The 21,807-nt window shown below is 54.5% G+C and carries 23 protein-coding genes; 16 read left to right on the top strand and 7 right to left on the bottom strand.

Annotated features, from left to right (window positions below):
* Positions 1-85 precede the first annotated feature (85 nt).
* On the bottom strand, positions 86-1,033 hold the full coding sequence (locus EJA71_RS19670) for a transporter (RefSeq protein ID WP_158959271.1): 948 nt from the start codon (positions 1,031-1,033) through the stop codon (positions 86-88).
* Between the two features lie 210 nt (positions 1,034-1,243).
* Here EJA71_RS19670 and EJA71_RS19665 point away from each other — a divergent pair, with 210 nt between their 5' ends.
* On the top strand, positions 1,244-2,365 hold the full coding sequence (locus EJA71_RS19665; protein ID WP_158959270.1) for an AraC family transcriptional regulator: 1,122 nt from the start codon (positions 1,244-1,246) through the stop codon (positions 2,363-2,365).
* 84 nt (positions 2,366-2,449) lie between these two features.
* On the opposite strand, the gene EJA71_RS27605 is transcribed toward EJA71_RS19665, so the two are convergent.
* On the bottom strand, positions 2,450-2,812 hold the full coding sequence (locus EJA71_RS27605; protein WP_158959269.1) for a Mor transcription activator family protein: 363 nt from the start codon (positions 2,810-2,812) through the stop codon (positions 2,450-2,452).
* A 28-nt stretch (positions 2,813-2,840) separates the two neighbouring features.
* Here EJA71_RS27605 and EJA71_RS27600 point away from each other — a divergent pair, with 28 nt between their 5' ends.
* From EJA71_RS27600 to EJA71_RS19645, 3 genes are all read left to right on the top strand, one after another.
* Positions 2,841-3,035 (top strand): phage virion morphogenesis protein, encoded by a 195-nt coding sequence (locus tag EJA71_RS27600; RefSeq protein ID WP_256671780.1) that lies wholly within the window; start codon positions 2,841-2,843, stop codon positions 3,033-3,035.
* Between the two features lie 358 nt (positions 3,036-3,393).
* Positions 3,394-3,627, top strand: coding sequence for a type II toxin-antitoxin system Phd/YefM family antitoxin (locus EJA71_RS19650; protein ID WP_306110082.1), 234 nt, complete (start codon positions 3,394-3,396; stop codon positions 3,625-3,627).
* Positions 3,628-3,637: 10 nt separating this feature from the next.
* Positions 3,638-3,922 (top strand): type II toxin-antitoxin system RelE/ParE family toxin, encoded by a 285-nt coding sequence (locus EJA71_RS19645; RefSeq protein ID WP_158959267.1) that lies wholly within the window; start codon positions 3,638-3,640, stop codon positions 3,920-3,922.
* A gap of 187 nt (positions 3,923-4,109) precedes the next feature.
* On the opposite strand, the gene EJA71_RS19640 is transcribed toward EJA71_RS19645, so the two are convergent.
* On the bottom strand, positions 4,110-4,496 hold the full coding sequence (locus EJA71_RS19640) for a hypothetical protein (protein WP_158959266.1): 387 nt from the start codon (positions 4,494-4,496) through the stop codon (positions 4,110-4,112).
* A gap of 298 nt (positions 4,497-4,794) precedes the next feature.
* On the opposite strand from EJA71_RS19640, the gene EJA71_RS19635 reads away from it, so the two are divergent.
* The 6 genes from EJA71_RS19635 to EJA71_RS19610 all read left to right on the top strand — a co-directional run bounded on the left by EJA71_RS19635 (position 4,795) and on the right by EJA71_RS19610 (position 13,190).
* A complete protein-coding gene (locus EJA71_RS19635) occupies positions 4,795-8,814 on the top strand; it encodes a hypothetical protein (protein WP_158959265.1) in 4,020 nt (1,339 codons plus the stop codon).
* A 256-nt stretch (positions 8,815-9,070) separates the two neighbouring features.
* Positions 9,071-9,952 (top strand): phage protease, encoded by an 882-nt coding sequence (locus EJA71_RS19630; RefSeq protein ID WP_158959264.1) that lies wholly within the window; start codon positions 9,071-9,073, stop codon positions 9,950-9,952.
* Positions 9,953-9,954: 2 nt separating this feature from the next.
* Entirely contained in the window at positions 9,955-10,323 is a 369-nt protein-coding gene (locus EJA71_RS19625) for a head decoration protein (RefSeq protein ID WP_158959263.1), read from the top strand.
* 12 nt (positions 10,324-10,335) lie between these two features.
* Positions 10,336-11,316, top strand: coding sequence for a major capsid protein (locus EJA71_RS19620; protein ID WP_158959262.1), 981 nt, complete (start codon positions 10,336-10,338; stop codon positions 11,314-11,316).
* 2 nt (positions 11,317-11,318) lie between these two features.
* Positions 11,319-12,662: a phage protein Gp36 family protein gene (locus EJA71_RS19615; protein WP_158959261.1), complete on the top strand. Its 1,344-nt coding sequence runs from the start codon at positions 11,319-11,321 to the stop codon at positions 12,660-12,662.
* Positions 12,663-13,190 carry a phage major tail tube protein gene (locus tag EJA71_RS19610; RefSeq protein ID WP_158959260.1) on the top strand — a complete coding sequence of 176 codons (528 nt, stop codon included), beginning with the start codon at positions 12,663-12,665 and terminating at the stop codon, positions 13,188-13,190. It begins immediately after the preceding gene.
* 59 nt (positions 13,191-13,249) lie between these two features.
* Here the strand turns inward: EJA71_RS19610 and EJA71_RS19605 are convergent, their stop codons facing one another.
* A complete protein-coding gene (locus tag EJA71_RS19605; RefSeq protein WP_158959259.1) occupies positions 13,250-14,437 on the bottom strand; it encodes a hypothetical protein in 1,188 nt (395 codons plus the stop codon).
* Positions 14,438-14,710: 273 nt separating this feature from the next.
* On the opposite strand from EJA71_RS19605, the gene EJA71_RS19600 reads away from it, so the two are divergent.
* Positions 14,711-15,649, top strand: coding sequence for a DUF2971 domain-containing protein (locus EJA71_RS19600; protein WP_158959258.1), 939 nt, complete (start codon positions 14,711-14,713; stop codon positions 15,647-15,649).
* A gap of 39 nt (positions 15,650-15,688) precedes the next feature.
* Here EJA71_RS19600 and EJA71_RS19595 read toward each other — a convergent pair whose 3' ends face one another.
* The 3 genes from EJA71_RS19595 to EJA71_RS19585 all read right to left on the bottom strand — a co-directional run bounded on the left by EJA71_RS19595 (position 15,689) and on the right by EJA71_RS19585 (position 17,332).
* Complete coding sequence (locus tag EJA71_RS19595) at positions 15,689-16,351, bottom strand: hypothetical protein (RefSeq protein ID WP_158959257.1); 663 nt, start codon at positions 16,349-16,351, stop codon at positions 15,689-15,691.
* A gap of 252 nt (positions 16,352-16,603) precedes the next feature.
* Positions 16,604-17,059 carry a hypothetical protein gene (locus EJA71_RS19590; protein WP_158959256.1) on the bottom strand — a complete coding sequence of 152 codons (456 nt, stop codon included), beginning with the start codon at positions 17,057-17,059 and terminating at the stop codon, positions 16,604-16,606.
* Positions 17,060-17,071: 12 nt separating this feature from the next.
* Positions 17,072-17,332, bottom strand: coding sequence for a hypothetical protein (locus EJA71_RS19585; protein ID WP_158959255.1), 261 nt, complete (start codon positions 17,330-17,332; stop codon positions 17,072-17,074).
* A 250-nt stretch (positions 17,333-17,582) separates the two neighbouring features.
* Here EJA71_RS19585 and EJA71_RS19580 point away from each other — a divergent pair, with 250 nt between their 5' ends.
* From EJA71_RS19580 to EJA71_RS19560, 5 genes are all read left to right on the top strand, one after another.
* The gene (locus EJA71_RS19580) at positions 17,583-18,437 is read left to right on the top strand and encodes a glycine-rich domain-containing protein (protein ID WP_158959254.1); all 855 of its coding nucleotides are present in this window, start codon (positions 17,583-17,585) and stop codon (positions 18,435-18,437) included.
* Between the two features lie 100 nt (positions 18,438-18,537).
* Positions 18,538-18,744 (top strand): Com family DNA-binding transcriptional regulator, encoded by a 207-nt coding sequence (locus tag EJA71_RS19575; protein ID WP_371925710.1) that lies wholly within the window; start codon positions 18,538-18,540, stop codon positions 18,742-18,744.
* The gene (locus tag EJA71_RS19570) at positions 18,705-19,556 is read left to right on the top strand and encodes a DNA cytosine methyltransferase (protein ID WP_158959252.1); all 852 of its coding nucleotides are present in this window, start codon (positions 18,705-18,707) and stop codon (positions 19,554-19,556) included. The genes EJA71_RS19575 and EJA71_RS19570 overlap by 40 nt, the downstream gene beginning before the upstream one ends.
* 325 nt (positions 19,557-19,881) lie before the next feature.
* Entirely contained in the window at positions 19,882-20,769 is an 888-nt protein-coding gene (locus tag EJA71_RS19565) for a Dyp-type peroxidase (RefSeq protein ID WP_158959251.1), read from the top strand.
* A gap of 10 nt (positions 20,770-20,779) precedes the next feature.
* Positions 20,780-21,745 carry a Gfo/Idh/MocA family protein gene (locus EJA71_RS19560; RefSeq protein ID WP_158959250.1) on the top strand — a complete coding sequence of 322 codons (966 nt, stop codon included), beginning with the start codon at positions 20,780-20,782 and terminating at the stop codon, positions 21,743-21,745.
* Positions 21,746-21,807 lie beyond the last annotated feature (62 nt).

Here is a 21,807-nt window from a genome sequence, read left to right as displayed (position 1 = left end):
CGATAGCGGTGTGTCAGTTGCTGATGTGTTTTCTGACACACCGCTATCGCGAGCAGGCTCACTCCTACAGGGGGGTGCGGTGGGGTTAGAAGGCGTAGGGGATGCTGACTTTCGCCCAGAGCATTTCCCCCTCAGGCCGGTTCTCCACGTCAAATTCCTTGGCCCAGCGGATCTCTGCGCTGGCGTATTTGAGGAAGGTGAAGTGCAGCGCCGGGCCGATGGCGAATACTTGGCCGCGCACGCCATCATCGACGTCTTGCCCGGCGAACTGCACGGTGTGGCCGAACTGTTTGTCGTCGGTGGTTTGCTTGAGGTAGTAGCCGTTGAGGCCGAGCATCAGGTCGTCGGTGATCTTGTAGCTGGCCGAATAATCGAAGTGGAAGATCTGCCCGGATTTGTAGTCGGTGTCCTTGTTCTTTTCGTTGAAGCTGTAGGTGGTCTTCATCGAGATTTCGGTGCGCTCGGTCGGCAGCCAGGTGAACGAGAACAACGGCTTGTAGGTGTAGAAATTGTTGCTGGTGTTGGCCAGCCGGTCGACGCTGTATTCGCCGGTCGGTACGGTGATTTCCAGTGCGGCGCCGAGGGTCAGGTTCTTGCCCATGTCCCACAGAATGATCGGCGCGACTGTGGTATCGCCCATGCCTTCGCGGGTGTCGTCCAGACCGAATACCGAGACTTCCTGTTTCAACCACGGCTGCGCGATGTAGCCGGCCAGGCGCCCGCCAAAGACGCGCACCGGGCTCAAGTAGTCGAGGCGCGGAATCACCGCTGTCGATTCGATTTCGACATTCGGCACTTTGCCGCCGAGTGAACTGATATTGAGTTTCCGCGACTTGTAATGGTTGTAGTAGACGTTGAACGCGACCATGTTCTCCGGAAGGCTGTCGACCTCCAGCGGCAGCATGAAGAAACCGTCGGTGCCGGGGCCGATGTTGTCGACGCCGGCTTCAGTGGCCAGCGCCGGCAGGGTCGCGGCGCAGCCCAGCAAAGATAGGGCCAGGCGCAGGGGCAAAGTCGCGCGGTTCGGGTGCATATCCGTCCTCATTATTATTGTGTTTGGGCGCAACGCCGGCAGGCGGGACGTCCGGCACTATAGAAATAAGCGCTTGGCGCCCGGCGGGGCAGGGTTTTCGCGGCCATTGAGGGGGGCTTCTGCGGACAGTCGTCCAAGCCTGTGCTAACTTCCTTCGACATAACCGGTAACAAAAATAACAATCAAGCATGATCCGGAATGTCAGCCGCCATGAACGTAAAAGTCCAAGACCCGACCTTTGAACTGGCGCTGGTGTCGCCGTTTCTACTGCAAACCCTCGCCGAAGTCGTGCAGAACAAGGGCATCGATCCCGAAAGCCTGTGCCGTGGCCTGGGTTTTACCCTCGAAGACTTGCAGGATCCGACGCAACGGATTTCCTATCGCCAGGCCGTGGCGATGATTCAACGCGCGCTCAAGGTGCTGCCCAATCAAGGCTTGGGGTTGTGGGTCGGCGCGCAGAACGTGCTCGGCACTTTGGGTTTGCTCGGGCATGTGCTGTCGCTGTGCAAGACCTTGCGCGACGCTTTTGCGCTGGGGATTCGCCACCAGCACACCTCGGGCGGGATTGTGGTGTCGAGCGTTGATGTGGTCGGTGCGCAGGTGCACCTGGATGCTGAATGCCGCCTGCCGTTCGCCGATGTGCAGGTGTTTGCCGTCGAGGAGTTTTTCGCCAGCCTGCTGGTGTATGGCCGTGCGTTGGTCGGGGAGTCATTCAAAGCCATTGCTGTGGAATTCGTGCATGCCGCGCCGAGTTATCTGAGTGAATACCATCGCCTGCTGGGCCCGCAGGTGCGTTTCGGTTGCCTGCACAATCGCATGCTGATTGATGCGCAGTGGCTCGACGTGAATTTGCCCAATCACCATTCGCTGGCGCTGCGTCAGGCGGTCGCCTTGCTGGAGCTGGAAGCCGCGCAGGTGCACCAGAAGCTCGATCTGATTCAGGCGGTCGAGCGGGCGATTGCCAGGGATCTGACCTCTGGCAGCCATATCGAAAAGATTGCCGGTGACTTGAACATGAGCAGCCGCACCTTGCGTCGCCGCCTCACCGAACATGCGCTGACGTTTGAAGCGTTGCTGGAGCAGGTGCGCCAGGCGCGGACGATGAGTCTGCTGGCCAATCGCGATATGCCGATCGAGCGCATCACCGAGGAAGTCGGCTACAGCGATGTGCGCAGTTTTCGCCGGGCGTTCAAGCGCTGGACGGGGTTGAGCCCGAGTGCATGGCGTAATGACGCAAACCCTCACCCCAGCCCTCTCCCACAGGGAGAGGGGGCCGACCGAGGTGTCTTGCTGTTGACGAGTGACCTAAATCATACCCAAGACGCGAGATAAACCCGATCCATCCCGGGCTACCCTGGCACAAACTGGGACAACCCCTGCAATTCCCTTGCACCCAGCGCAACAAAAAACGCCCCGTCAGTCATCAACCGACGGGGCGAACTTATCTACCTGACGACGCGCCACCTCATCCTTCCGAACCGCCTTCACAATCTTATAAATCCACTGCAGCGACACCGAATACTTCCTCGCCAGATCACTATGATTTGTCCCATTGAACTCCTCAAAAATCTGCCGATCCCGCCGACTCAACTTACCCGCCAGCCCCATCGGGAAGTAGACATTCTGCCCACCCCAATGCGCCGCCATCCGATCGGCCACCTCCTTAGCAACATGCCGAGCCGCCTCATCCTCCATCGCCACCAGCTCAACCAACGAGGCAGCCACATGCTCAGTCAGATCAACCAACAACTCAGGCCCCTTACTGCGGAAGTCACTCATAACCACGCACGCAACCGACAGTTCGGCCGTGGTTGGCAGCAACAAACCGTATGCGGCGATGATGCAATTCGGCGGGGAACGGGTAGATTTCCCGCAGCTATGGGGTGACATACCCGCGAGACCATACTTGCCAGTAAGCAACGCTGGAGATCTGCAAGCAGAGGCAGAAGAGGCTGTTTTGATTATGTGTCTTGATCACTTGAGAAAGGCGGGGGATTCATAGCGATAGAAAGCGTGGCGTAGAGATTGTCGTGACGATGCTGTATAGACCACTGGTCGGTGCGGATGCTGATGCGTATTGTGTTGCGCATGATCATACGCAATACTTTGCGTGCATCGACGCTCAGCGCTTCCTGATCTTACGACGACTAACTACGAACCTACGAACCTACGAACCTACGAATCTACGAACCTACGAACCTACGAATCTACGAACCTACGAACCTACGAACCTACGAATCTACGAACCTACGAACCTACGAACCTACGAACCTACGAACGACTACTGAGTTGATGATTGAAGGAACAACAGCATGAGTGCACTCCTAAACCGAGCTGAGCAGGCAGTGTCCGCCACTGCTATGGCACGCAGTTTTGGAGCGCGATTGAAAGATGTCGCCAGTGGGGAAGTGACCCATTTGGTGATATTCAAGGACAACGAACCAGCAGCCGTTCTGGTAGGGGTCGACGCCTACCAGGCACTGCAGGACGAACTTGAAGATCTGCGCTCGGAACTACTGGCCATCGAACGCCTGCCCACCCTCGACAACACTGTCACCGTGAGCCTTGAAGACATGGAGGCTCGCTTTAGTTAGGCAAACGCAGATGAACTGGAATGTTCGGTTTCACCCAGCTGTAGAAAATGATCTCAAACAGCTCGGAAGCGCCGAAGCGAAACGTGTCCTGAAGGTCGTTCGGGAGCGCATCGCCACAGGAGAGCCCGACAAGATCGGCAAACCCCTTCGGGGGGCCTTGGCCGGATACCGCCGGATAAGGACAGGAGATGTACGAATCGTTTACCGCGTTAACGGTGCTGAAATCATTTTGGTGTTGTGCGTTGGTGCTCGCCGAGATGAAGAGGTCTACGATTCAGCTACAAAACGAGTCTGATTAAAAACCCGCTTCGGCGGGTTGTTTTATTTTTCAGCCTAGACAATAAACTCCTTTGGCAAGGAAAGGGATATCGCTAGGCACGACAGCCGCACCTCAACCGTCAACAAATGATATCTGCCAGGTGAATGACCAACAGTAAGGGGCATACCTTAATCACCCCATACACGTCGCTCAAATTATGCAGTTAAAGCTCTGCTTTACCCCATTCCCGTACTAAGTCTGTTAAGCCCGAGAAGTTTTTCACTTGATGTGTTCGAGACGTCGTTAGATGAAAATACCTCCAGCAGTGAGCGAGACAGTCTCCCCAAGTCATTCCTGAATCATCTAAATAGTCGTCAAAACCGTCTGAAGGCTTGCAGACGGTCGTATTGATGACGAGCGCGTTCAATAGGGGCAACTTGTTGTCGCGACAAAAATCACCCACAGCGCCTGCGTAACGACCGGCCATATTATGGCTAAGGCCAAAAGCATTTTCTAATTCGTTGTAAGGCACTACTCGCTTAGCTTGAGCAGCAAGAATTAGATAGCGCAGGATATTAGAAAAGGTATCGAGCTTAAAGTAGGCAGGCATAATCAATCTCCATAGAGAGTGTATACAGAGGTCAAGAAGGCACTTAGTGCATCTTCTAAACGACCCATTAGGGGTAAACAGCTTGTCAGCTTCGCGATAAGCTCGAGAAGGACGCCCTGAAGCTAATTCACGCAGCCGTTACAGTCAAGCGTTTTCTTATCAGCCACTAATTAGTACGAGAAGCTACATTTAAAATGGCGTACGATCTTCACCTGAAAAAGCTAGTGGAACGGCATAGCTTGAATAATACAGCACCAAAAATCTGGTGCGGACATGACAAGGCATTTGAATTTTCCCTATGAGTTCAACAATTTACCTTCCGCGCAGACTTTCGAACAAAGACAGCACCTACACAGAAAAGGAGCTCTTGGCCGCCTCAAATTACATCGTTGTCTTGGCTGAGCCCGGCGGCGGCAAAACTGAGCTTATGGGGAGTTTGGCCCGACAACTGGGAGCTTCTACTGTTACCGCGAATAGATTCAAGCGTGTGGGCACAGATATTGAGAACTCTCCGCTCGTGATCGATGCGTTTGACGAGTTGGCCAAAATCGATCAAAGCGGTATTCATGACCTCCTGGCTAACGCGAGTAAAGCAAAGCCAACGCATGTGATCATCTCGAGTCGATCCAGCGAATGGGGAACGGCAGCCACCAGCGCATTCGAAGAGTATTTCGGATGCTCACCGCTCGTGATCAAACTGGTCGAGTTCGAAGAAGAAGAACAGCGGGAAATTTTCCATCACCATGTTCAAGGTGAAAATTTTGCAACGTTCCAGGCAGAAGTCGCTCGATTTGATTTAGGAGCACTACTGCCCAACCCCCAGTTCTTAAAGATGTTCGCAGACGCTTACATCGAAAGCGGCAGACATTTCACAGATAAACGAAGCATTTTTTCCCAAGCGGTCGAGCGCCTAGCAAAGGAAGCTAATGCCACCGTGGCAAAGACCAGCCATACTCTTCCGATCGCACAAAAGGTCGACCTATCGTCTGAGGTGTTCGCCAAGCTTTTGCTTTCAGGTGCAGAGGGCATAGGAATGAGCGAAGCGACAGCAGACCGAATCTATCCTCTACTGGCGTCACTGTTTGAAAGAACTACAGCAGCTGAAGGCATCCTCGCAACTCGGCTTTTCAAGCCCGGAGAAAGCGCGGATCAGCATCGACCGGTTCACAAGATCGTTGCCGAATACTGTGCTGCGGACTACCTAGTCAAGCGAATAGCTGACCCGACAGACCATCTAACGATCCATAAATGCCTACCCATAATCGCTCCAAACGCCACTGTACGGGACGAACTTCGGGGGCTGCTGGGGTGGATGGCGGCACTCGGCAATAAATCTATTCAGGAAGCGGCAATTGAGCTTGATCCGTATGCAGTGCTAGCGAACGGCGATCCTTCTCAACTTGAACCCCTCTCAAAACGGCTGCTTATAGAGCGTTTGAAAGACGTAGAGGCGAAAGACCCCTACTTCCGGCGAGGAGATTCCTGGCGCAGATTCAGTGCTGCGGGTTTTTTCACTCAAGATGTCATGAATGAAATCAAACCCCTGCTTGCAAGCGGAAGTGACGGACATTTGCGTGATCTGGTTCTTGAACTTCTAACAGGTTCACCAGCTATTGCGCATTTGACAACCGAGCTGCGTCAACTCGTTTTGAACAGCGATGAAACCGAACCCACTCGCTTGTTAGCAAGTAGATGTCTGCTTGATCTGGAGAATCATGACCATCAAGCTGATTTAGCATTTCTTATTTCCGAAGCCAGCCATACTTCACTGAAAATTGCTGTAGAAATTATAAAATATCTGGGCCCGGAAAAATTTGCATCAGCGTACTTGGCAGATTTTTTTCGCACGTGTGCAAAACTATATCCCGCCAAACACAAACCTTTTGAGCGGCCAATAGGTAGTCGATATTTTCTAAAACGCTTCATTGAGGATTTAGAACCAGACTCGCTTCAGTGGTTGCTGGATGATTTATCCAGCAATCTGTCCTGCAGGTGCGGTAAAGAATATTACTTGTGCGATTGCCGAGTAAGCGTTAGTAAAATAATTGGCCTTATTCTAGATCGTTATTTTGAGATATCAACTGCCCCCTTTGATTCTGAGCGCATATGGAAATGGCTCGAGAACCTCAATTTTCATGACCAGCCAGCGAGCTATGGCAAGGCAGTAGAAGTGCTCAGGAATGATGGAGATTTGCGTAATAGAATTCTAACTCATGTCTTTGGAGGGCTCACTGATAGCGAGGATATATTCAGAACGAGAATAGAAAAATTTGAAGTCCACTCCCATTCCGGATTGCAATTACAATTTCATGACCGCAAGTTTTTAGTGGATTTGGCTTTCGAATCAAACAACCCAAAGTTATGGGTTAACTTTATCGCCGTGCATCATCGCTATCAAAGTAAGACCGAGAAGGGGGCAAACTCATTCAGGCGAAGCATGCGTGAGCAGGCTTTGGAGAAAGCTCCTTTCATGCGTGAGTGGGCCAAGTCCAATAAGGAATACGCGAATTTAGTACAGCGTAATAAAATACCTCGATACAGGCGCACTCGACGAATCAAGCGTCGCCAGCTACAACAAGTCAATATCCGCCTAGCGAATCTCCAGTTTTTACAGGATAACCGAGAATTAATTGAAAGTGGACGTCATTGGAATAGCCTCATCCATTTTTCTAAGTTGATACTTATGGATCCAGACGAAATCGAGCATAGTACTGGCGACGAGGCACTTGTTCGAAATGCACTCAAAAACTGCATTAATTTCATTGAATCATCAATACCAGACCTAGCCAAACTCTCGGAATTAAAGTGTGCCGGAGAAACATTACATGCAGAAATGGTCCTATTCGCGGCCTGCTTAGAGATCATGCGCGCAGATGGCAGCTTGAAGAGTATTGATACTCGGCTACTGAGGGCGCTTAGGACGAATGTTGACATGGGCTACAGCGGGGTCTCTCAAAAAGATCGAGACGCACTAAAAAAAGAGATTGATCGGCTAATATTTATTAATAAAGCAGAAAGCGAGAGCTTTCTCAGGCAATATATTGAGCCGCAATTAAAACAATCCAACTTTGCTGATCCAGACGTCTGGTTACTGCGAGGGGACGATGCTTTCAGCGATTTACGTGCGTCGCTCTCGACGGAATGGCTTAGAAATTTCCCTGAACTGCAACTCGGACCGTTAGATACGCTTTTTGAGATTGCTGCCGAGGTCGGTGATCGTGATGAATTGCAAAGAATTATTTTAGGCCGTTGTGATGATTTCATGTCCGCCTGGCCCAATCCTACAGGAGACGAAAACCTCGAGCACAAACGTATTTTTTGGTTCGTCCGAGCTTTTTACTTTCTAGACCCTACACCTGCCGTCTACTGGAACTGGCTCCGATCTGATAAAAACTCAGTGTTCCCGCTTAGTAATCGCTCTGGAAGATTCAACTACGGCGAGCATTCTTATTGGCCAAAACTCACGGCTGGTAAAGTTGAGGCGGTTCTAGATGCCTTCATCGATAAATGGCCTAAAGTAGACCTGCCCAATCACTGGGGGACAGATAGCCCCATAGAAGAACACGCATACCGTTTTTTGACTGATTTAGTTGGGTCAATACATTCTGATGAATCCAGAGATGCGGTTCTTATCATTGACCGGTTGCTTGCTGACTCTCGATTTACGGATATGTACAACGACCTTAAGAGTATACGTGCTGGTAAAGTCAGGCAAAATGCCCTGAGAGATTTCGCACCTCCGCTCCCCGAGGAAATCGTCAATCGGCTTGATCGAAATATGGTGGTGAACGTTGAAGGCCTTCGTCAACTCGTCCTCCAAGAGCTCCAAGACTTTCAGAAAGCCATAGATGGTGGAGAATTCGACTCCGCAAGTCGCTTTTACGAGAAAGGTGAGCGACTTGGTGAGGTCCCGGCGACTTTAATCATTGCAGAACGTCTCAATCTAAGACTTGAGCCTCAAGGCATCGCGATCACGCCAGAGCATCAGCTAAAAAGTGCAAATCGCAGCGATTTCACTGCGACTAAGTTCATCGGTGGTAAAAGACGATTGCTGGTGGTGGAGGTAAAAGGTCAGTGGCATAAAGAGATATACACGGCTGCATCCGCGCAACTCTATGATCGCTACTCCATCCACCCAGATGCAGAACAGCAGGGCATTTATCTTGCGATCTGGTTCGGCCCTCGTGAAAAGGTCGCGGGCCTCAAAAATACGATCATCAGCACTGCCCAAGAACTGAAAGCTAGTATTCAACAGACGCTACCACCAAGCCTAGTTGGGCTGATCGATGTTTTCGTTTTAGATGTTTCGAAGCGCTAAAGCGGCGCCTAGAACATGGGAGCGAAGGCTATACACAACAGGCCTAGCAGGCAAACGGCACCGCGCTCCCCGCAACCGCTCAAGGTTGCGTGGAGCATCAGCGGTAAATGCTTTATAAACAAGCAGGGCGCCATACACGTACGTAGTTTCCGCCACATCATCAGCAATCCCTGCAGTTCACCCTTTAAATCCGATTAAAAGCCCACACCAACCATCAAGCCCAAGCTCTGCGAATCTCCCCAACGCAGCGCACACCATGAACCCCCTCCACATTTTCAAACCCGGCCTCCACACCGCTTCCTGCGGCACCACCCTAAACTTCACCGACTCAGACCTAACCGCCACCGTAGCCGCCTACAACCCAAGCCTCCACGAAGCCCCGCTGGTCATCGGCCACCCCCAACACGACGCCCCCGCAGCCGGCTGGGTCAAAACCCTCGCGGCCACGCCCGAAGGCCTGATCGCCACCCCTCAACAAATCGACCCCACCTTCGCCGAAAGCATCGCCAACGGCAGCTACAAAAAAGTCTCCGCCTCCTTCTACCACCCAACAGCGCCCAACAACCCCGTGCCCGGTGTTTACTACCTGCGCCACGTCGGCTTCCTCGGTGCCCAGCCGCCGGCGGTCAAAGGCCTGCGTCCGATCGAACTGGCCGAAAGCGAGCCCGGCGTCATCCACTTCGGCGAGAGCGCACCGGCAGCGCCACCGCCCCAGCCCGCGCCCCAAACACCCCCAATCACTGCACCTGACACCGGCACCCTACAGGCCGAGAACCAGCGGCTTAAAGCCGAACTCGCCCAACGCGACCAGACCGCCCGCGCCGCCGCCCAACAAGCCATCCATACCACCAGCATCGCCTACGCCGAACAACTCGTCGCCGCTGGCATGAAGCCGCTGCACGCGCCCGTGGTCATTGCCGCCCTCGACGCCGCCCAGTCCACTGCAACACCGTTGCATTTTGGCGAAGGGGAGCAGCGCCGACCGTTAAGCGAAGGCCTCAAATCCCTGTTCAAAGACCTCACCGGCGCCATTAGCTTTACCGAAGTCGCCACCCAGCAACGCGCCGCCAATACCCCCAGCCCGGTTACCAACCCCTTGCTGGCCGATGCCGAAGCCCGCACTCAAAGGCAGGGCTGAGCATGACCACCTTCAACCAACCCAAAGACCTCGGCGACCTGCTGCTGGTGCAAGTCAGCCCCGGCTGGACCAAAGATCGCGTCACGCTCTTGGGCGGCAGCGTGTATGCCCTGGGCCAAGTCCTGGCCAAAGTCGCCAGCAAATACCAAGCCCTTGACCCTGCCGGCACCGGCCCTGCCAAAAAAGCCGTCGCGGTGCTCGCCGAACCCATCGACGCCACCGCCGGCGACACACCCGCAGTGGTCATCGCCCGTGGCGCCGTGCTCGCGCTGCCTGAACTCGTTTGGCCGCAAGGCATCACCGAGCCACAAAAAGCCGCTGCCCTCGACGACCTCAACGCCCAATGCATCGTCGCCCGCGCCATCCTTTAACGGAGCCATTCCATGAACCTGCAAGACCTCTTCACCGTCGCCAACCTTACCGCCGCCGTGAACAAGCTCCCGGCCATCCCCGGCAAAGTCGGCGCCATGGGCCTATTCGATGAAAAAGGCGTCACCAGCACCAGCGTCATCATCGACGAGCGCGAAGGCCGATTGGTCCTGGTGCCCAACACCTCACGCAACGACGACCCGGCCCCCGTCAAAGGCAACAAACGTAAACGCCGCACCTTCGAAACCCTGCACCTGCCCATCAGCCGGCCCATGCTGCCCAGCCAACTGCAAGGCATCGCCGCCTTTGGCCAAGAGAGCGCCACCGCGCCCATCGCCACCGTCATTAACGACCACCTTCAAGACCTCAAAAACAGCATCGAAACCACCCGCGAATTCCAGCGCGTCGGCGCCTTGCGCGGCCAACTGCTCGACGCCGACGGCTCGCTGTTGTTCGACCTGTTCGACGAATTCGACGTTGAACAAAAGAGCGTTACCGTCGCCCTCAGCAGCGCCGGCACTAACGTGCGCAAAGCCTGCCTCGACGCCAAGCGCCACGCCGAATCCAAACTCGGTGGCGTCATGGTCAACGGCTTCCGCGCCTTCTGCGGGCCCGACTGGTTCGACGCCTTCACCGACCACGCCAAAGTCAAAGAAGCCTTCGCTCACTATCAAGAAGCCCAAGACCGCATTGGCGGTGACCTGCGCAACGGCTTCACCTTCGGCGGCATCGAGTTCATCGAATACGACGTCACCGTCAGCGGCCAGCGTTTCATCCCCGCCAACGTCGCCCAAGTCTTTCCCGTGGCGCGCGGCGTCTTCCGCCTGTTCAACGCCCCGGCCAACTACAACGAAACCGTCAACACCCTGGGCCAGCCGTTCTACAGCAAAGCCGAGCCGCGCAAGATGGGCAAAGGCTGGGACCTCGAAGCCCAAGCCAACCCGTTAGCGTTGTGCTTGTTCCCGGAAGCACTGGTCGAACTGAAGGCAGGCTGAGCATGCGCTACTGCACCCGCGCCGACCTCGGCAACGCCATCCCCCTGATGACGCTCACCCAACTGTCCAACGATGACGCAAGCGCTCGCGAGCCCGACGAAAGCGTCATCGACAACAGCGTCCGCCAGGCCGAAGAACTGGTCGACGGCTACCTGCGTGGTCGCTACCAGTTGCCGCTCGAACCGGTGCCCACCGTCCTGCGCGACGCCGTCATCTACCTGGCGCGCCATTGGCTCTACCAGCGCCGGCCCGAAGGCGCCTTGCAACAACTGCAACTGATGCCCGCCGAGGGCACCGACGTCTACCAGCAAGGCACCGACTTCACCGTGACCTTAGCCACCGGCCAAGTCACCCGGCTGGCTAGCGGCAGCATCCCCGCCAATGCCTCCATCAAGGTCAGCTACACCTACACCGATCCCGCCAAGGTCACGGCCGCCGACATCATCGGTGGCATCGACGAGGCAGGTTTGCGCACGGGTCTTAAAGCCTTTCAAGACAGCTACAACCGGCTAGGCTTCTTCCCCAAAATTTTCATTGCCCCGGGGTTCAGCACTCTCAACGCGGTGACCGCCGAGTTGATCGTCGCCGCCACCCGGGTCGGCGGCGTGGCCTACGTTGACGCGCCCATCGGCGCCACTGTCCAACACGTGCTCACCGGGCGCGGCCCCCTCGGCAACATCAACTTCAACACCAGCAGCGATCGCGTGCGCCTGTGCTACCCGCATGTGCGCGTTTACGACGCCGCCAGCAACGGCGAACGCCTGCAACCACTGTCCATCCGCGCTGCCGGCCTGCGCGCCAAAATCGACAACGATCACGGCTACTGGTGGAGCAGCTCCAACCAACCATTACTCGGCGTCATTGGCTTGGAACGGCCGTTAACCGCGCGCATCGACGACGCCACCAGCGAAGTCAACTTGCTCAATGAAAACGGCATCACCACCGTCTTCAACGCCTACGGCACCGGCCTGCGCCTGTGGGGCAATCGCACCGCCGCATGGCCCAGCGTCACCCACATGCGCAACTTCGAAAACGTGCGCCGCACCAAAGACGTCGTCGACGAATCCATTCGCTACAGCGCCTTGCAGTTTGTCGACCAACCCATCACCACCGCGCTGGTCACCAGCCTCACCGAAAGCGTCAACCTGTTCCTGCGCAAACTCATCGGCGACGGCGCACTCGTCGGCGGCGAATGCTGGTACGACCCGGCACGCAACCCGACCACCGAACTCGAACAAGGCCACGCTCTGTTCAACTACAAGCTCACCGTACCGCTACCGTTCGAACGCGGCACCTTTGAAACCGAAATCACCGGCGACTATCTCGCCAAACTGGGGACCGTATAAATGGCAGGCTTCAGCGCGCACCGCATCACCAACGCCAACCTCTATCTGGATGGCGCCAGCTTCTTTGGCAAGTGTGAAGAGATCGACCTGGGCACGATCAAAACTGTCATGAGCGACTTCCAAGGCCTAGGCATGGTCGGGTTGATCGAGTTGCCCGATGGCATCGATAAGCTGGAAGGGAAAATCACCTGGAACAGCCTGTACGTCGAAGCCGCCAGAAAGCTGGTGACGCCGTTCAAGAGTGTGCAACTGCAATGTCGGTCCAACGTGCAGGTATTCAATAACGGCGGGTTGGTGAGCGAAGTGCCGTTGGTGACGACCATGACCATCACGGGCAAGGAATACCAGTTGGGCACGCACAAACCGCGGGATCCGACCAAGTACGAGACGCCGTTTTCAGCGACGTATGTGCGGCAGATGATCAACGGTGAGGAGGTGGTGTTGCTGGATTATTTGGCGAATATTTTTCGGGTGGGGGGTGAGGATCAGCTGGGTAGATACAACAGGAATCTAGGAATATCCTATTAACGAAAAATCAAAAGGCCGCTAGCGATAACGGCCTTTCACCATCAAAGGTAAATCAATTTTTAATCTTCAGTACGGTCGTATTTCTCATGACTGCGTACAGTGATCACTACGGTAGAAATATACGGATCATTTCCGTCACTGAGATCGGCATTATGAGGTGGTGTATCAGATACTCCATCACGCCAAAGACTGAGATCAAAAGGATTGTCGTAAAACAGGAACAAATTCATAAACCCTTTACTATATTTGGGATTCCAATCGAATCGATTTTTTAAATGTCTCGCGTATCGCCAATTCGCTCGATTAAACCAATGCAAAACACTGGGGGAAACCGAAGGATCGTTTTGAAGGCATGAGATGAAATTGTTATATCCTCTAGTCTTATCAAGGACTGAGCTCACATAGCTTGCTGCTGAAACATTTTCAGCAGAAGTGATCAAACGAGCCTGCCCTTTATAGCCATCCATCGTGATCTTTTGGTATTTTCCACGTAGATCGTTCACCATTTTGGTCCAAACGCAGTTTTTGGCGGGCGCTCCCGTTTTTACCTCCCGCCCCATTGTCGGTGCAGTGCCAGATGCCATGCTGATAACAGCATCCAAGTAAGAATCGGGGGGTGTAAGCTCAGTTTTTGTCTTGCTTACAGGCCAGCCAACCTGCATTGGTCCCATGCGGGCTGTAGCCACGGGCCAAGATCCTTTCGCCATCAACAAGAAACTAGCACAATCGCGTAAGCCGTAGGTTTTGCCACTGGTACTGCTGCCTAACTGATACGCACCAATCGGATTTAATCGCTTAACGCCGGGATACAACGTAATGTTTTTATGTCGATTGCAGCTTTCGAAAAGCAGGCGTTCTTTCCTTGTCGATTTCCCGCTAGGCAGTTCGTTGTGCTTAATCGCGACTTTGGCTTGAATTAACAACGCCTGCTCGCGCTGTAACAGGCCAACAGACGATTCCCAGCGCACGCAAAGCAACAGGTCGGCCAACTCACACTGTGGTTTCTTGACACCCGGCAGATGACCTTTAGGGCTGAATTCTGCCTGCGGTGTTCCATCGACCCAAATGGACTGTACCCGTACCTCAGCAAAACGGCCTTCAGCAGCCAGCCGTGTCTTTATCTCCAGCGCCAGTGCATCGATGTTGTCTTGCTCGTGCAGGTACATCAAAAACCAGCGTTCAAGAGCCCATTTGCCTGTGAAGCTCTTGATTCGGTCAGTCCATGCCGACCAATCGTATTGCTTCATACCTGACGTCCTTACTGTCGAGTTGGAGTTCAGATGAAAACTGCATCGGTGCAAGAAATCAAGATGCCAGTGCGTGTAGCGAGGCTGATAAGCGTCGTGATGCGCGTTTGCCAAAAAACCAATCACGATTTTGATGGCCGTAATCGTTACCATATGATATGACTAACGTCGCTGTGTGTGTAGTTCCTCCACTTCCAATTATTTAAAAACTCGCAGTCCTCCAGGGATCTGCTTCTTTAGATAAAAATACAACTGCTCATCGGATCACTATCAATGCAACCGGACGCAAAACAAGCAAAACCCAAGGAACAGAGAGTCAAAACGCTTTATAAATATAGAGCTACCAGCGATAGAACGGAGGACATAATAACAAAAAAATCAATCTGGCTGGCTAGACCAGACACATTGAATGATCCGCTTGAGTGCCAAATAAAACCACTAACGCCTCAAGAACTAAAGAAGCACGCGCGAGATGTAAAAGCGGCGCAAGCTTCGGGATTCATCATGAATATTTTCATGACGAAAAAGAGCGGATCCTCTTTTTATGGTCGCACTGGAAAGCAGCTCAAATATCTACTTAACAGAATAAAATCGGCCAAGAGTTTCGATAAAAAGTATCAAATAATGTGCGACTTCTATCAGGAAGTAGGTGTTGCCGGATTTAGCTCTCCTGATGGATACTTCAACTCCCTATCTAAACTTCTTAATGGAGTTGGCATATTCAGCTTAACTGAAAACCCGGCCAACACATTGATGTGGTCGCATTACGGAGATAGTCACCGCGGAATCGCGGTTGGTTTCGACGCGGTAGATGGGTCAGATCTGGCGGATGCTGAAAAATGCCAACAAGTAACCTATTCAGATGAGCTAAGTGAGTTTTCATTCGAAAAGGGATTTAGCGCATCTACAACGTTTTATGCTAATGACAAACCAAAATCATCTATCTCTTTCAACGATGACCAGGTCCGACGGGCTTTCTTCTCAAAAACTAACGACTGGGCTTATGAGAAAGAATGGCGATATATAAGACAAGTCGCAGGCTCCTACGATCTTCCGGCGCCGATAACTGAGGTGGTTTTCGGAGCAAAGTGCCCAGCCGAAATCAGAGATAAATACCGTGCTATCGTCTCAGTTTCTCTAGACAAGGAGGTGAGATTCCGAGAGGCTGTATTTTTACCTGGCACAACCGCTATAGAAATAAAAGACTGTTGAAGACCACCCCCCCCTTACTAGCTTTCTTGGGAAGGGGGTTTACATTGTTATTAATGCTATTGATAGCGCTGCCATACCACCAACGGCCACCATACTCACGACTGTGCTCAGCTTGCCTCGGCCGCCATATAATGCCTTCATCCCCAGCTCACTGTTTCTGCCCGCAAACCTAAAGCAGATCCCCAAAAACAGCAACATTATGGTCAATCCTGATAAGTGGCGCGCTGCATAATCGTTGATGATAATTTTCAAGTCATCATCCAGCCTCCAGTGCCACAACCCATACACGATAACTGTGACGCACAAACTTAGCCAAAGCCCAAATGCAGCTGTTGTCACTAAAAAATACTTAAAAGGCGGGTTGGAAAGATCTGGCAACCACCTTCGAATTAGCGAAATAGCGGTCCTGTGATACCCCCAACGAAGGGTCGCTATAACGTATAATAATGAAATAGTAACAACGAAGCCGCCCCAAAAATATCTTCCTTCTGTTTCGTGAAGTAGGTACAACAGATCTGCGCATGACTGCGTGTGATTCTCTTTACTCGCTTCTCGCCAGAACACCCACTGATAAATAGACTGGAACGCAGGAGCCATAACGCCTGCTACCAATAAAGGCGTATGCAACAACCCGGGGAGCTTCGCATACGCAGGCTGAGGTTGTTTGGGCTCCTTGACAAAGGCTAATGGACGAATAAACATTGGCCCTAGCATTAACAGAGCATAAGATGTCGCTTTACTTGTACGCAGGATTCGCCAAATTTGTCGCAATGAAAGCCGCATAGTCATCCAGTTAAATCAGAAGAATAATTGAGTGCTAATTTTCAAAGTCAAGGTCGCGTCCGGCGACACCCACTTTTAGAGATTTGTTGGATTCCCCACTGCACCACGGACACGGGCCTTGTCGGGTTGAAAGCTGCATCTGATGGGTAGCGCAATAGAAGGAGAAATACGCTAGCCAACCCAATCCGTCGCAGCCTTTGTGCCGAAAACAACGGCCTTCGTCAGGAACTCAGAAGCGAGCTCTTTGACCTTACCAGTCATGCCGTCCTTCGTCGCACTGATCAACTGATCACCCAGAGACGGATCCTTGCTTTCAAGATTCGAAGGCATCGCTTTCAAAAGCTCTAACGTTCTGGCAGTCATGACGCAGTCCATCACCGCACCCGTGCTTACGTGGGAACCACAGTCTAGATAGTCATGGTTGCTCAACCAAAGAACCGTAGAAACGAAAAATTTCCCATCACGGCGATTGTCATAATCGTCAACATCTGGCTCCGGCCGATTGACAGCCAATTGCTCCTGAAAGTCTTCTGGATGTAGCTCGATGGCGACGGGAAACTCTTGATAAAGCTTGGCGAAAATCGCCCCCACCAGCACGTTAAATCGCTCGATGTTTCCTGCAGCCATGTCTAACTCTCCTTAGTTTTGCTTCAAAGTGACGGTACGCACGTAACCCTTCAGATGCACCAACGCAGCCGACTCAACGGGCAACCCACGTAACTCAGTTGATCGAGCTTCACCGTTGGGCAAGTACACCGTCAACGTGTCCCCGAACACGCTGTAGGTAGCGGTGTAGTTAATACCTTCGTGCTCAAGCGTGATTTCCTCATCCATTTTCAAATTTCCTTTTTCGATCTGCATTGGTAGCCGCTCGCCAACGCGCTTGCGTTCAGCTGGCATACGCGGTTGATGCCTACCGTACACCCACACTAATTGCCGCAATTACGCGGGCAAACCGCGAAAAGTTGTAAGAATATTCGGCAACGGGACGTTCGAACCCGAACGGATCTTCGTTCTCAGCATTGCGAGCCTACCGCATCCGGCCCCATTGCCTACAGCGCGGACAGAATCTCCCGGCAGCGCGCCGAATTGCTCACCGGTATCTTGTCTCCCGTCACCGATCAACGTGACCGGGCCGGGCAGCCCGTTAATGGCCGACTTAACTGAAGTCAACCAATGGACGCCCGGCGTCTATCAGATAGAAACCTCCGACCCTGTCGTCGGTGGCCCTGACGGCGTCACCAACCTGCCAATAAAACAACTGACCAACCGGACGCTGTGGCTCAAGGAAAAATTCGAGTCACTAAAAACCATTGCCGACAGAGTGATCCAGGCCACAGAACTATCAGCCGGCATGGCGCGCATCGCTACCCAAGATGCTGTCAAAGCAGGGACCGAGACCAACACGATGGTGACCCCCAACTCCCTCGCTAGCCTGTACCCATTCCGCGGTCGCGCTGTCTTTTCCACCCCCGGCACCTTCGATTGGATCGTTCCTTCGGGCGTAACCCATGCATGGGTGGTCGTCATTGCCGGCGGCGGTGGCGGTGCGCGGTCTATAACCTTACCCGGGCCATCAGGTGGGTCGGGCGGCGGCGTCACCCGAAAACTCGTGAGTGTACGGCGCATGTCCTCAATGAGGGTTGTCGTCGGCGCCGGCGGCAAGGGAGCCGCTGACCTCAACACTAAAGGGGCAAGAGGCGGAGTATCTGCATTCGGTAACCACCTATATGCCACCGGCGGAGAAGGCGGACTACTCGACGGCACTGCGGCACACGGAGGTCAGGGGTATGGCTGCGACGAACACGACTGCATCGGCCTCGCGGGTCATCCCATCGGCAATGCTCGAAATGATGGTTTTCTGGGAGGCGCGGGCGGGGGCGGCGAATCAGGCGCTTCTTGGAACGACGCCCGAAAACCCCAAACGCCAGGACATGGCGGCGGAGGCCGTGGCGCCAGCGCGGCACCGGACGGCGCGGACGGACGGGTCACTGTCCAATGGTGACGAACCTGCAGGGGCGAACAGTCGCCGGGATCATTCCTATTGCGTTGAATAAGGACACCCACGATAGACCCGACAACGGCTGGCCCACAGCCAAAGGGACATGAACATGCAAGACATCCGCTGTGGCCAATGCCACCGCAAACTCGCCACAGCGCGAGGCTTCACCGACCTACAAATCAAGTGCCCGCGTTGCCGGACACTCAATCACCTGAAGGCCCCGAGCCTCCTATCCGAATGCCCTGAGCATCTGCCCACACGAGTGCAGACGTGCCCCAGCCCACCATTGGAAGCCTGTTCGCAGGCATAGGAGGATTTGATGCAGGATTCGAAAACGCAGGTTACCGCACTGCCTGGCAAGTGGAACTCAACCCCACTAACCGGGCTGTCCTTGCCGACCGATTTCCACACGCCACCCAATACGAAGACGTACGCCATTGCGGCGCCCACGACCTCAAACCTGTCGACGTCATCACCGCAGGCTTTCCCTGCCAAGACATCAGCATCGCCGGCAGCCGCCCCAACAACCAAAACATCCGGGGACTGCGCGGCGAACGCAGCGGCCTGTTTTGGCAAGTCATACGCATCCTCCAAGAGACACAACCTCGCTGGGTGGTGCTTGAGAATGTCGTTAACTTGCTCGCTATCAACGATAGCCAAGACTTTGAAACAGTCATCCGGGCCCTTGCGGACAGCGGGTATGTGGGATGCTGGCGAGTGCTTAATGCTCAATATTTCGGAGTCCCCCAGCAACGTCGTCGAATATTCTTGGTCGCAGGTCATCAACGAATGCCCCCCATGGAGCTGCTGGCTGACGCCGCGCCAGTGGAAGCAATACCTCCAGCGTCTCAGTCGCAGCCTTGGCCACGCCCCGCGGATGCATGGGCTGCCAATACTTTACTGGCAAACAAAGCGGGCTCCCAAATCGCTATGGGCTGTACCACTTTCGTCGCTCACCCGAACGGATGGCATCAGATGGCTGAGCGGCAGCGAACGTCTGAAAATGATGGGCTTTGCCTCGGACTGGATGCGTCCAACCTTGCAGAGGCTTTCGCTGCCGGAAACGCCGTCGTCCCGCAAATGGCCCAATGGATCGCGCAAAAACTAATAAAGGCCAACTAGGGAACCCACAGCGGGACCCCAGTTCCCGTTATCATCCTGCAATTCCTTTGCACCCCACGCAAAAGATCCAACCACCATTTACCGCGCGCTAAGGCTTAGGTTTAATGCGCGCGGCATCATCTTGCTTCATACATCGACCTGAACGTTTTGCGTCGATTATGGATTCACAGCAGCACGTTCAAGTCGGCGTACCTCGCAAATATCCCCCATTCAGTTCCCTCTCCCTTTGGGAGAGGGCTAGGGTGAGGGGCTTTTGCCACCATCCAAACCCACACAAATCCTCCGGCCACAGGTAAACTCCCGCGCACTTTTTCAAGGAGTTGACATGAGTTACTACCAGCCAGGCATTCTCGCCACCCCTGTTCCGCCACAAGCACGTCACCTGTTTTTCGCTCTGGAATCAGTTGAAGCGCTGCCGCAGGCGTTCGACAACCTGATCAATCAGGTGGACGGCAAGTCGGCAGTGGTTGGTTTCGGTGAGTCCCTGGTCAAGGCCCTCAACGTACAAATCGAAGGCCTGCGCAGCTTCCCGGCCATGTCTGGCGTCGGCGTGGAAAACCCGTCGACCCAGCACGCGTTGTGGGTGTGGTTGCACGGCGTCGACCGGGGTGAGCTGCTCAACCGCTGCAACGCCCTCGAAGCCGCGTTGGCACCGGCCCTGCGTCTGGTCGAGATGCAGGAAGCCTTCCGCCATAAGGACGGCCACGACCTGACCGGCTACGAAGACGGCACCGAAAACCCCCACGACGAAGCCGCCATCGCCGCTGCCCTGCAAAGCGCAGGCACTGACGGCATGGTCGGCGGCAGTTTTGCCGCGATCCAGCAGTGGCAGCACGACCTCAAGGGTTTTCACAAACTCTCGGCGGACGACAAAGACAACATCATGGGCCGTCGCCTGAGCGACAACGAAGAAATCGACGACGCGCCAATCTCCGCCCACGTCAAACGCACCGCGCAGGAAAGCTTCGCGCCGGAAGCGTTCGTGGTACGTCGTTCGATGCCGTGGATCGAAGGTGATCGCGCCGGTTTGATGTTCCTCGCCTTCGGCTTTTCGCTGGACGCTTTTGAAGCGCAATTGCGTCGCATGAGCGGTCTGGAAGACGGCATCACCGATGGCCTGTATCGCATCAGCCGCCCGATCACCGGCGGCTATTATTGGTGCCCGCCGTTGCAGGACGGTCACCTTGATTTGCGCGCCTTGCGCATCGGCTAAAGGAACAGACATGAGCGTGGTGCGCTGGGGCATGATCGGGTGTGGCAGCGTCGCTGAACGCAAGAGCGGGCCGGCCTTCTACAAGGCGCCCGGTTCGGCGCTGGTGGCGGTGATGGGGCGACGTCTTGAGGCGGTCAGCGATTACGCCGCGCGCCACGGCATCGCTCGGGTCTACACCGATGTCGATGCGCTGATCAACGATCCCGAGGTCGACGCGGTGTACATCGCCACGCCACCCGACAGCCACCACGCCTACAGCCTCAAAGTCGCCGCCGCCGGCAAACATTGCTGCGTGGAAAAACCCATGGCGCTTAACGCCGGGCAAAGCCGCGAGATGCAGCAGGCGTTTGCCGAGGCCGGTTTGCACCTGTTCGTTTCTTACTACCGCCGCTCGTTGCCGCGTTTTGCGCAGGTACGGCAATGGTTGGAGGAGGGGCGAATCGGTGAGGTTCGCCATTTGAGCTGGACGCTGACCAAGGCGCCGTCGCCGGCGGATCTGGAAGGGCGCAACAACTGGCGCACCGATCCTGCGGTGGCCGGTGGTGGCTACTTTGCTGACCTGGCCAGTCACGGTTTCGATCTGTTCCAGTACCTGCTCGGCGACATCGTCGAAGTGGCCGGATTCACGGCGCGTCAGGCCGGGCTGTATGCGGCGGAAGATGCCGTCAGCGCCAGTTGGCGGTTCGCCTCCGGGGCACTGGGCATGGGCTGCTGGAGCTTTGTCGCTGATCGGCGTGAGGATCGGGTCGAGATTATCGGCAGCCTTGGGCGGATTGGTTTTTCCGTATTCGATGAACGCCCAGTCGAGCTGCATGCGGATGAGAGCATTAGCCTGGAAATCCCCCATCACCAACACATTCAGTGGCATCACGTGTTGGGCATGAATGGGCATATTCGTGGCGAATCACAACATCCCGCCGTCGCTGAACAGGCCTTCAAGACTGACTGGGTCATGGACCAGATCCTCAAACGTTAAGATCAAAAGATCGCAGCCTTCGGCAGCTCCTACATGAGACCGCGATCCCATGTAGGAGCTGC

Source organism: Pseudomonas sp. PB106 (assembly GCF_009764645.1).
Classification (GTDB): Bacteria; Pseudomonadota; Gammaproteobacteria; order Pseudomonadales; family Pseudomonadaceae; genus Aquipseudomonas.
This window is presented reverse-complemented; position numbering and strand designations above follow the sequence as displayed.

Coding starts and splice junctions, on each gene's coding strand:
- EJA71_RS19670 (WP_158959271.1), bottom strand. CDS start 1,033: ATGCACCCGAACCGCGCGACTTTGCCCCTGCGCCTGGCCCTATCTTTG.
- EJA71_RS19665 (WP_158959270.1), top strand. CDS start 1,244: ATGAACGTAAAAGTCCAAGACCCGACCTTTGAACTGGCGCTGGTGTCG.
- EJA71_RS27605 (WP_158959269.1), bottom strand. CDS start 2,812: ATGAGTGACTTCCGCAGTAAGGGGCCTGAGTTGTTGGTTGATCTGACT.
- EJA71_RS19650 (WP_306110082.1), top strand. CDS start 3,394: ATGGCACGCAGTTTTGGAGCGCGATTGAAAGATGTCGCCAGTGGGGAA.
- EJA71_RS19645 (WP_158959267.1), top strand. CDS start 3,638: ATGAACTGGAATGTTCGGTTTCACCCAGCTGTAGAAAATGATCTCAAA.
- EJA71_RS19640 (WP_158959266.1), bottom strand. CDS start 4,496: ATGCCTGCCTACTTTAAGCTCGATACCTTTTCTAATATCCTGCGCTAT.
- EJA71_RS19635 (WP_158959265.1), top strand. CDS start 4,795: ATGAGTTCAACAATTTACCTTCCGCGCAGACTTTCGAACAAAGACAGC.
- EJA71_RS19630 (WP_158959264.1), top strand. CDS start 9,071: ATGAACCCCCTCCACATTTTCAAACCCGGCCTCCACACCGCTTCCTGC.
- EJA71_RS19625 (WP_158959263.1), top strand. CDS start 9,955: ATGACCACCTTCAACCAACCCAAAGACCTCGGCGACCTGCTGCTGGTG.
- EJA71_RS19620 (WP_158959262.1), top strand. CDS start 10,336: ATGAACCTGCAAGACCTCTTCACCGTCGCCAACCTTACCGCCGCCGTG.
- EJA71_RS19615 (WP_158959261.1), top strand. CDS start 11,319: ATGCGCTACTGCACCCGCGCCGACCTCGGCAACGCCATCCCCCTGATG.
- EJA71_RS19610 (WP_158959260.1), top strand. CDS start 12,663: ATGGCAGGCTTCAGCGCGCACCGCATCACCAACGCCAACCTCTATCTG.
- EJA71_RS19605 (WP_158959259.1), bottom strand. CDS start 14,437: ATGAAGCAATACGATTGGTCGGCATGGACTGACCGAATCAAGAGCTTC.
- EJA71_RS19600 (WP_158959258.1), top strand. CDS start 14,711: ATGCAACCGGACGCAAAACAAGCAAAACCCAAGGAACAGAGAGTCAAA.
- EJA71_RS19595 (WP_158959257.1), bottom strand. CDS start 16,351: ATGTTTATTCGTCCATTAGCCTTTGTCAAGGAGCCCAAACAACCTCAG.
- EJA71_RS19590 (WP_158959256.1), bottom strand. CDS start 17,059: ATGGCTGCAGGAAACATCGAGCGATTTAACGTGCTGGTGGGGGCGATT.
- EJA71_RS19585 (WP_158959255.1), bottom strand. CDS start 17,332: ATGCCAGCTGAACGCAAGCGCGTTGGCGAGCGGCTACCAATGCAGATC.
- EJA71_RS19580 (WP_158959254.1), top strand. CDS start 17,583: ATGGCCGACTTAACTGAAGTCAACCAATGGACGCCCGGCGTCTATCAG.
- EJA71_RS19575 (WP_371925710.1), top strand. CDS start 18,538: ATGAACATGCAAGACATCCGCTGTGGCCAATGCCACCGCAAACTCGCC.
- EJA71_RS19565 (WP_158959251.1), top strand. CDS start 19,882: ATGAGTTACTACCAGCCAGGCATTCTCGCCACCCCTGTTCCGCCACAA.
- EJA71_RS19560 (WP_158959250.1), top strand. CDS start 20,780: ATGAGCGTGGTGCGCTGGGGCATGATCGGGTGTGGCAGCGTCGCTGAA.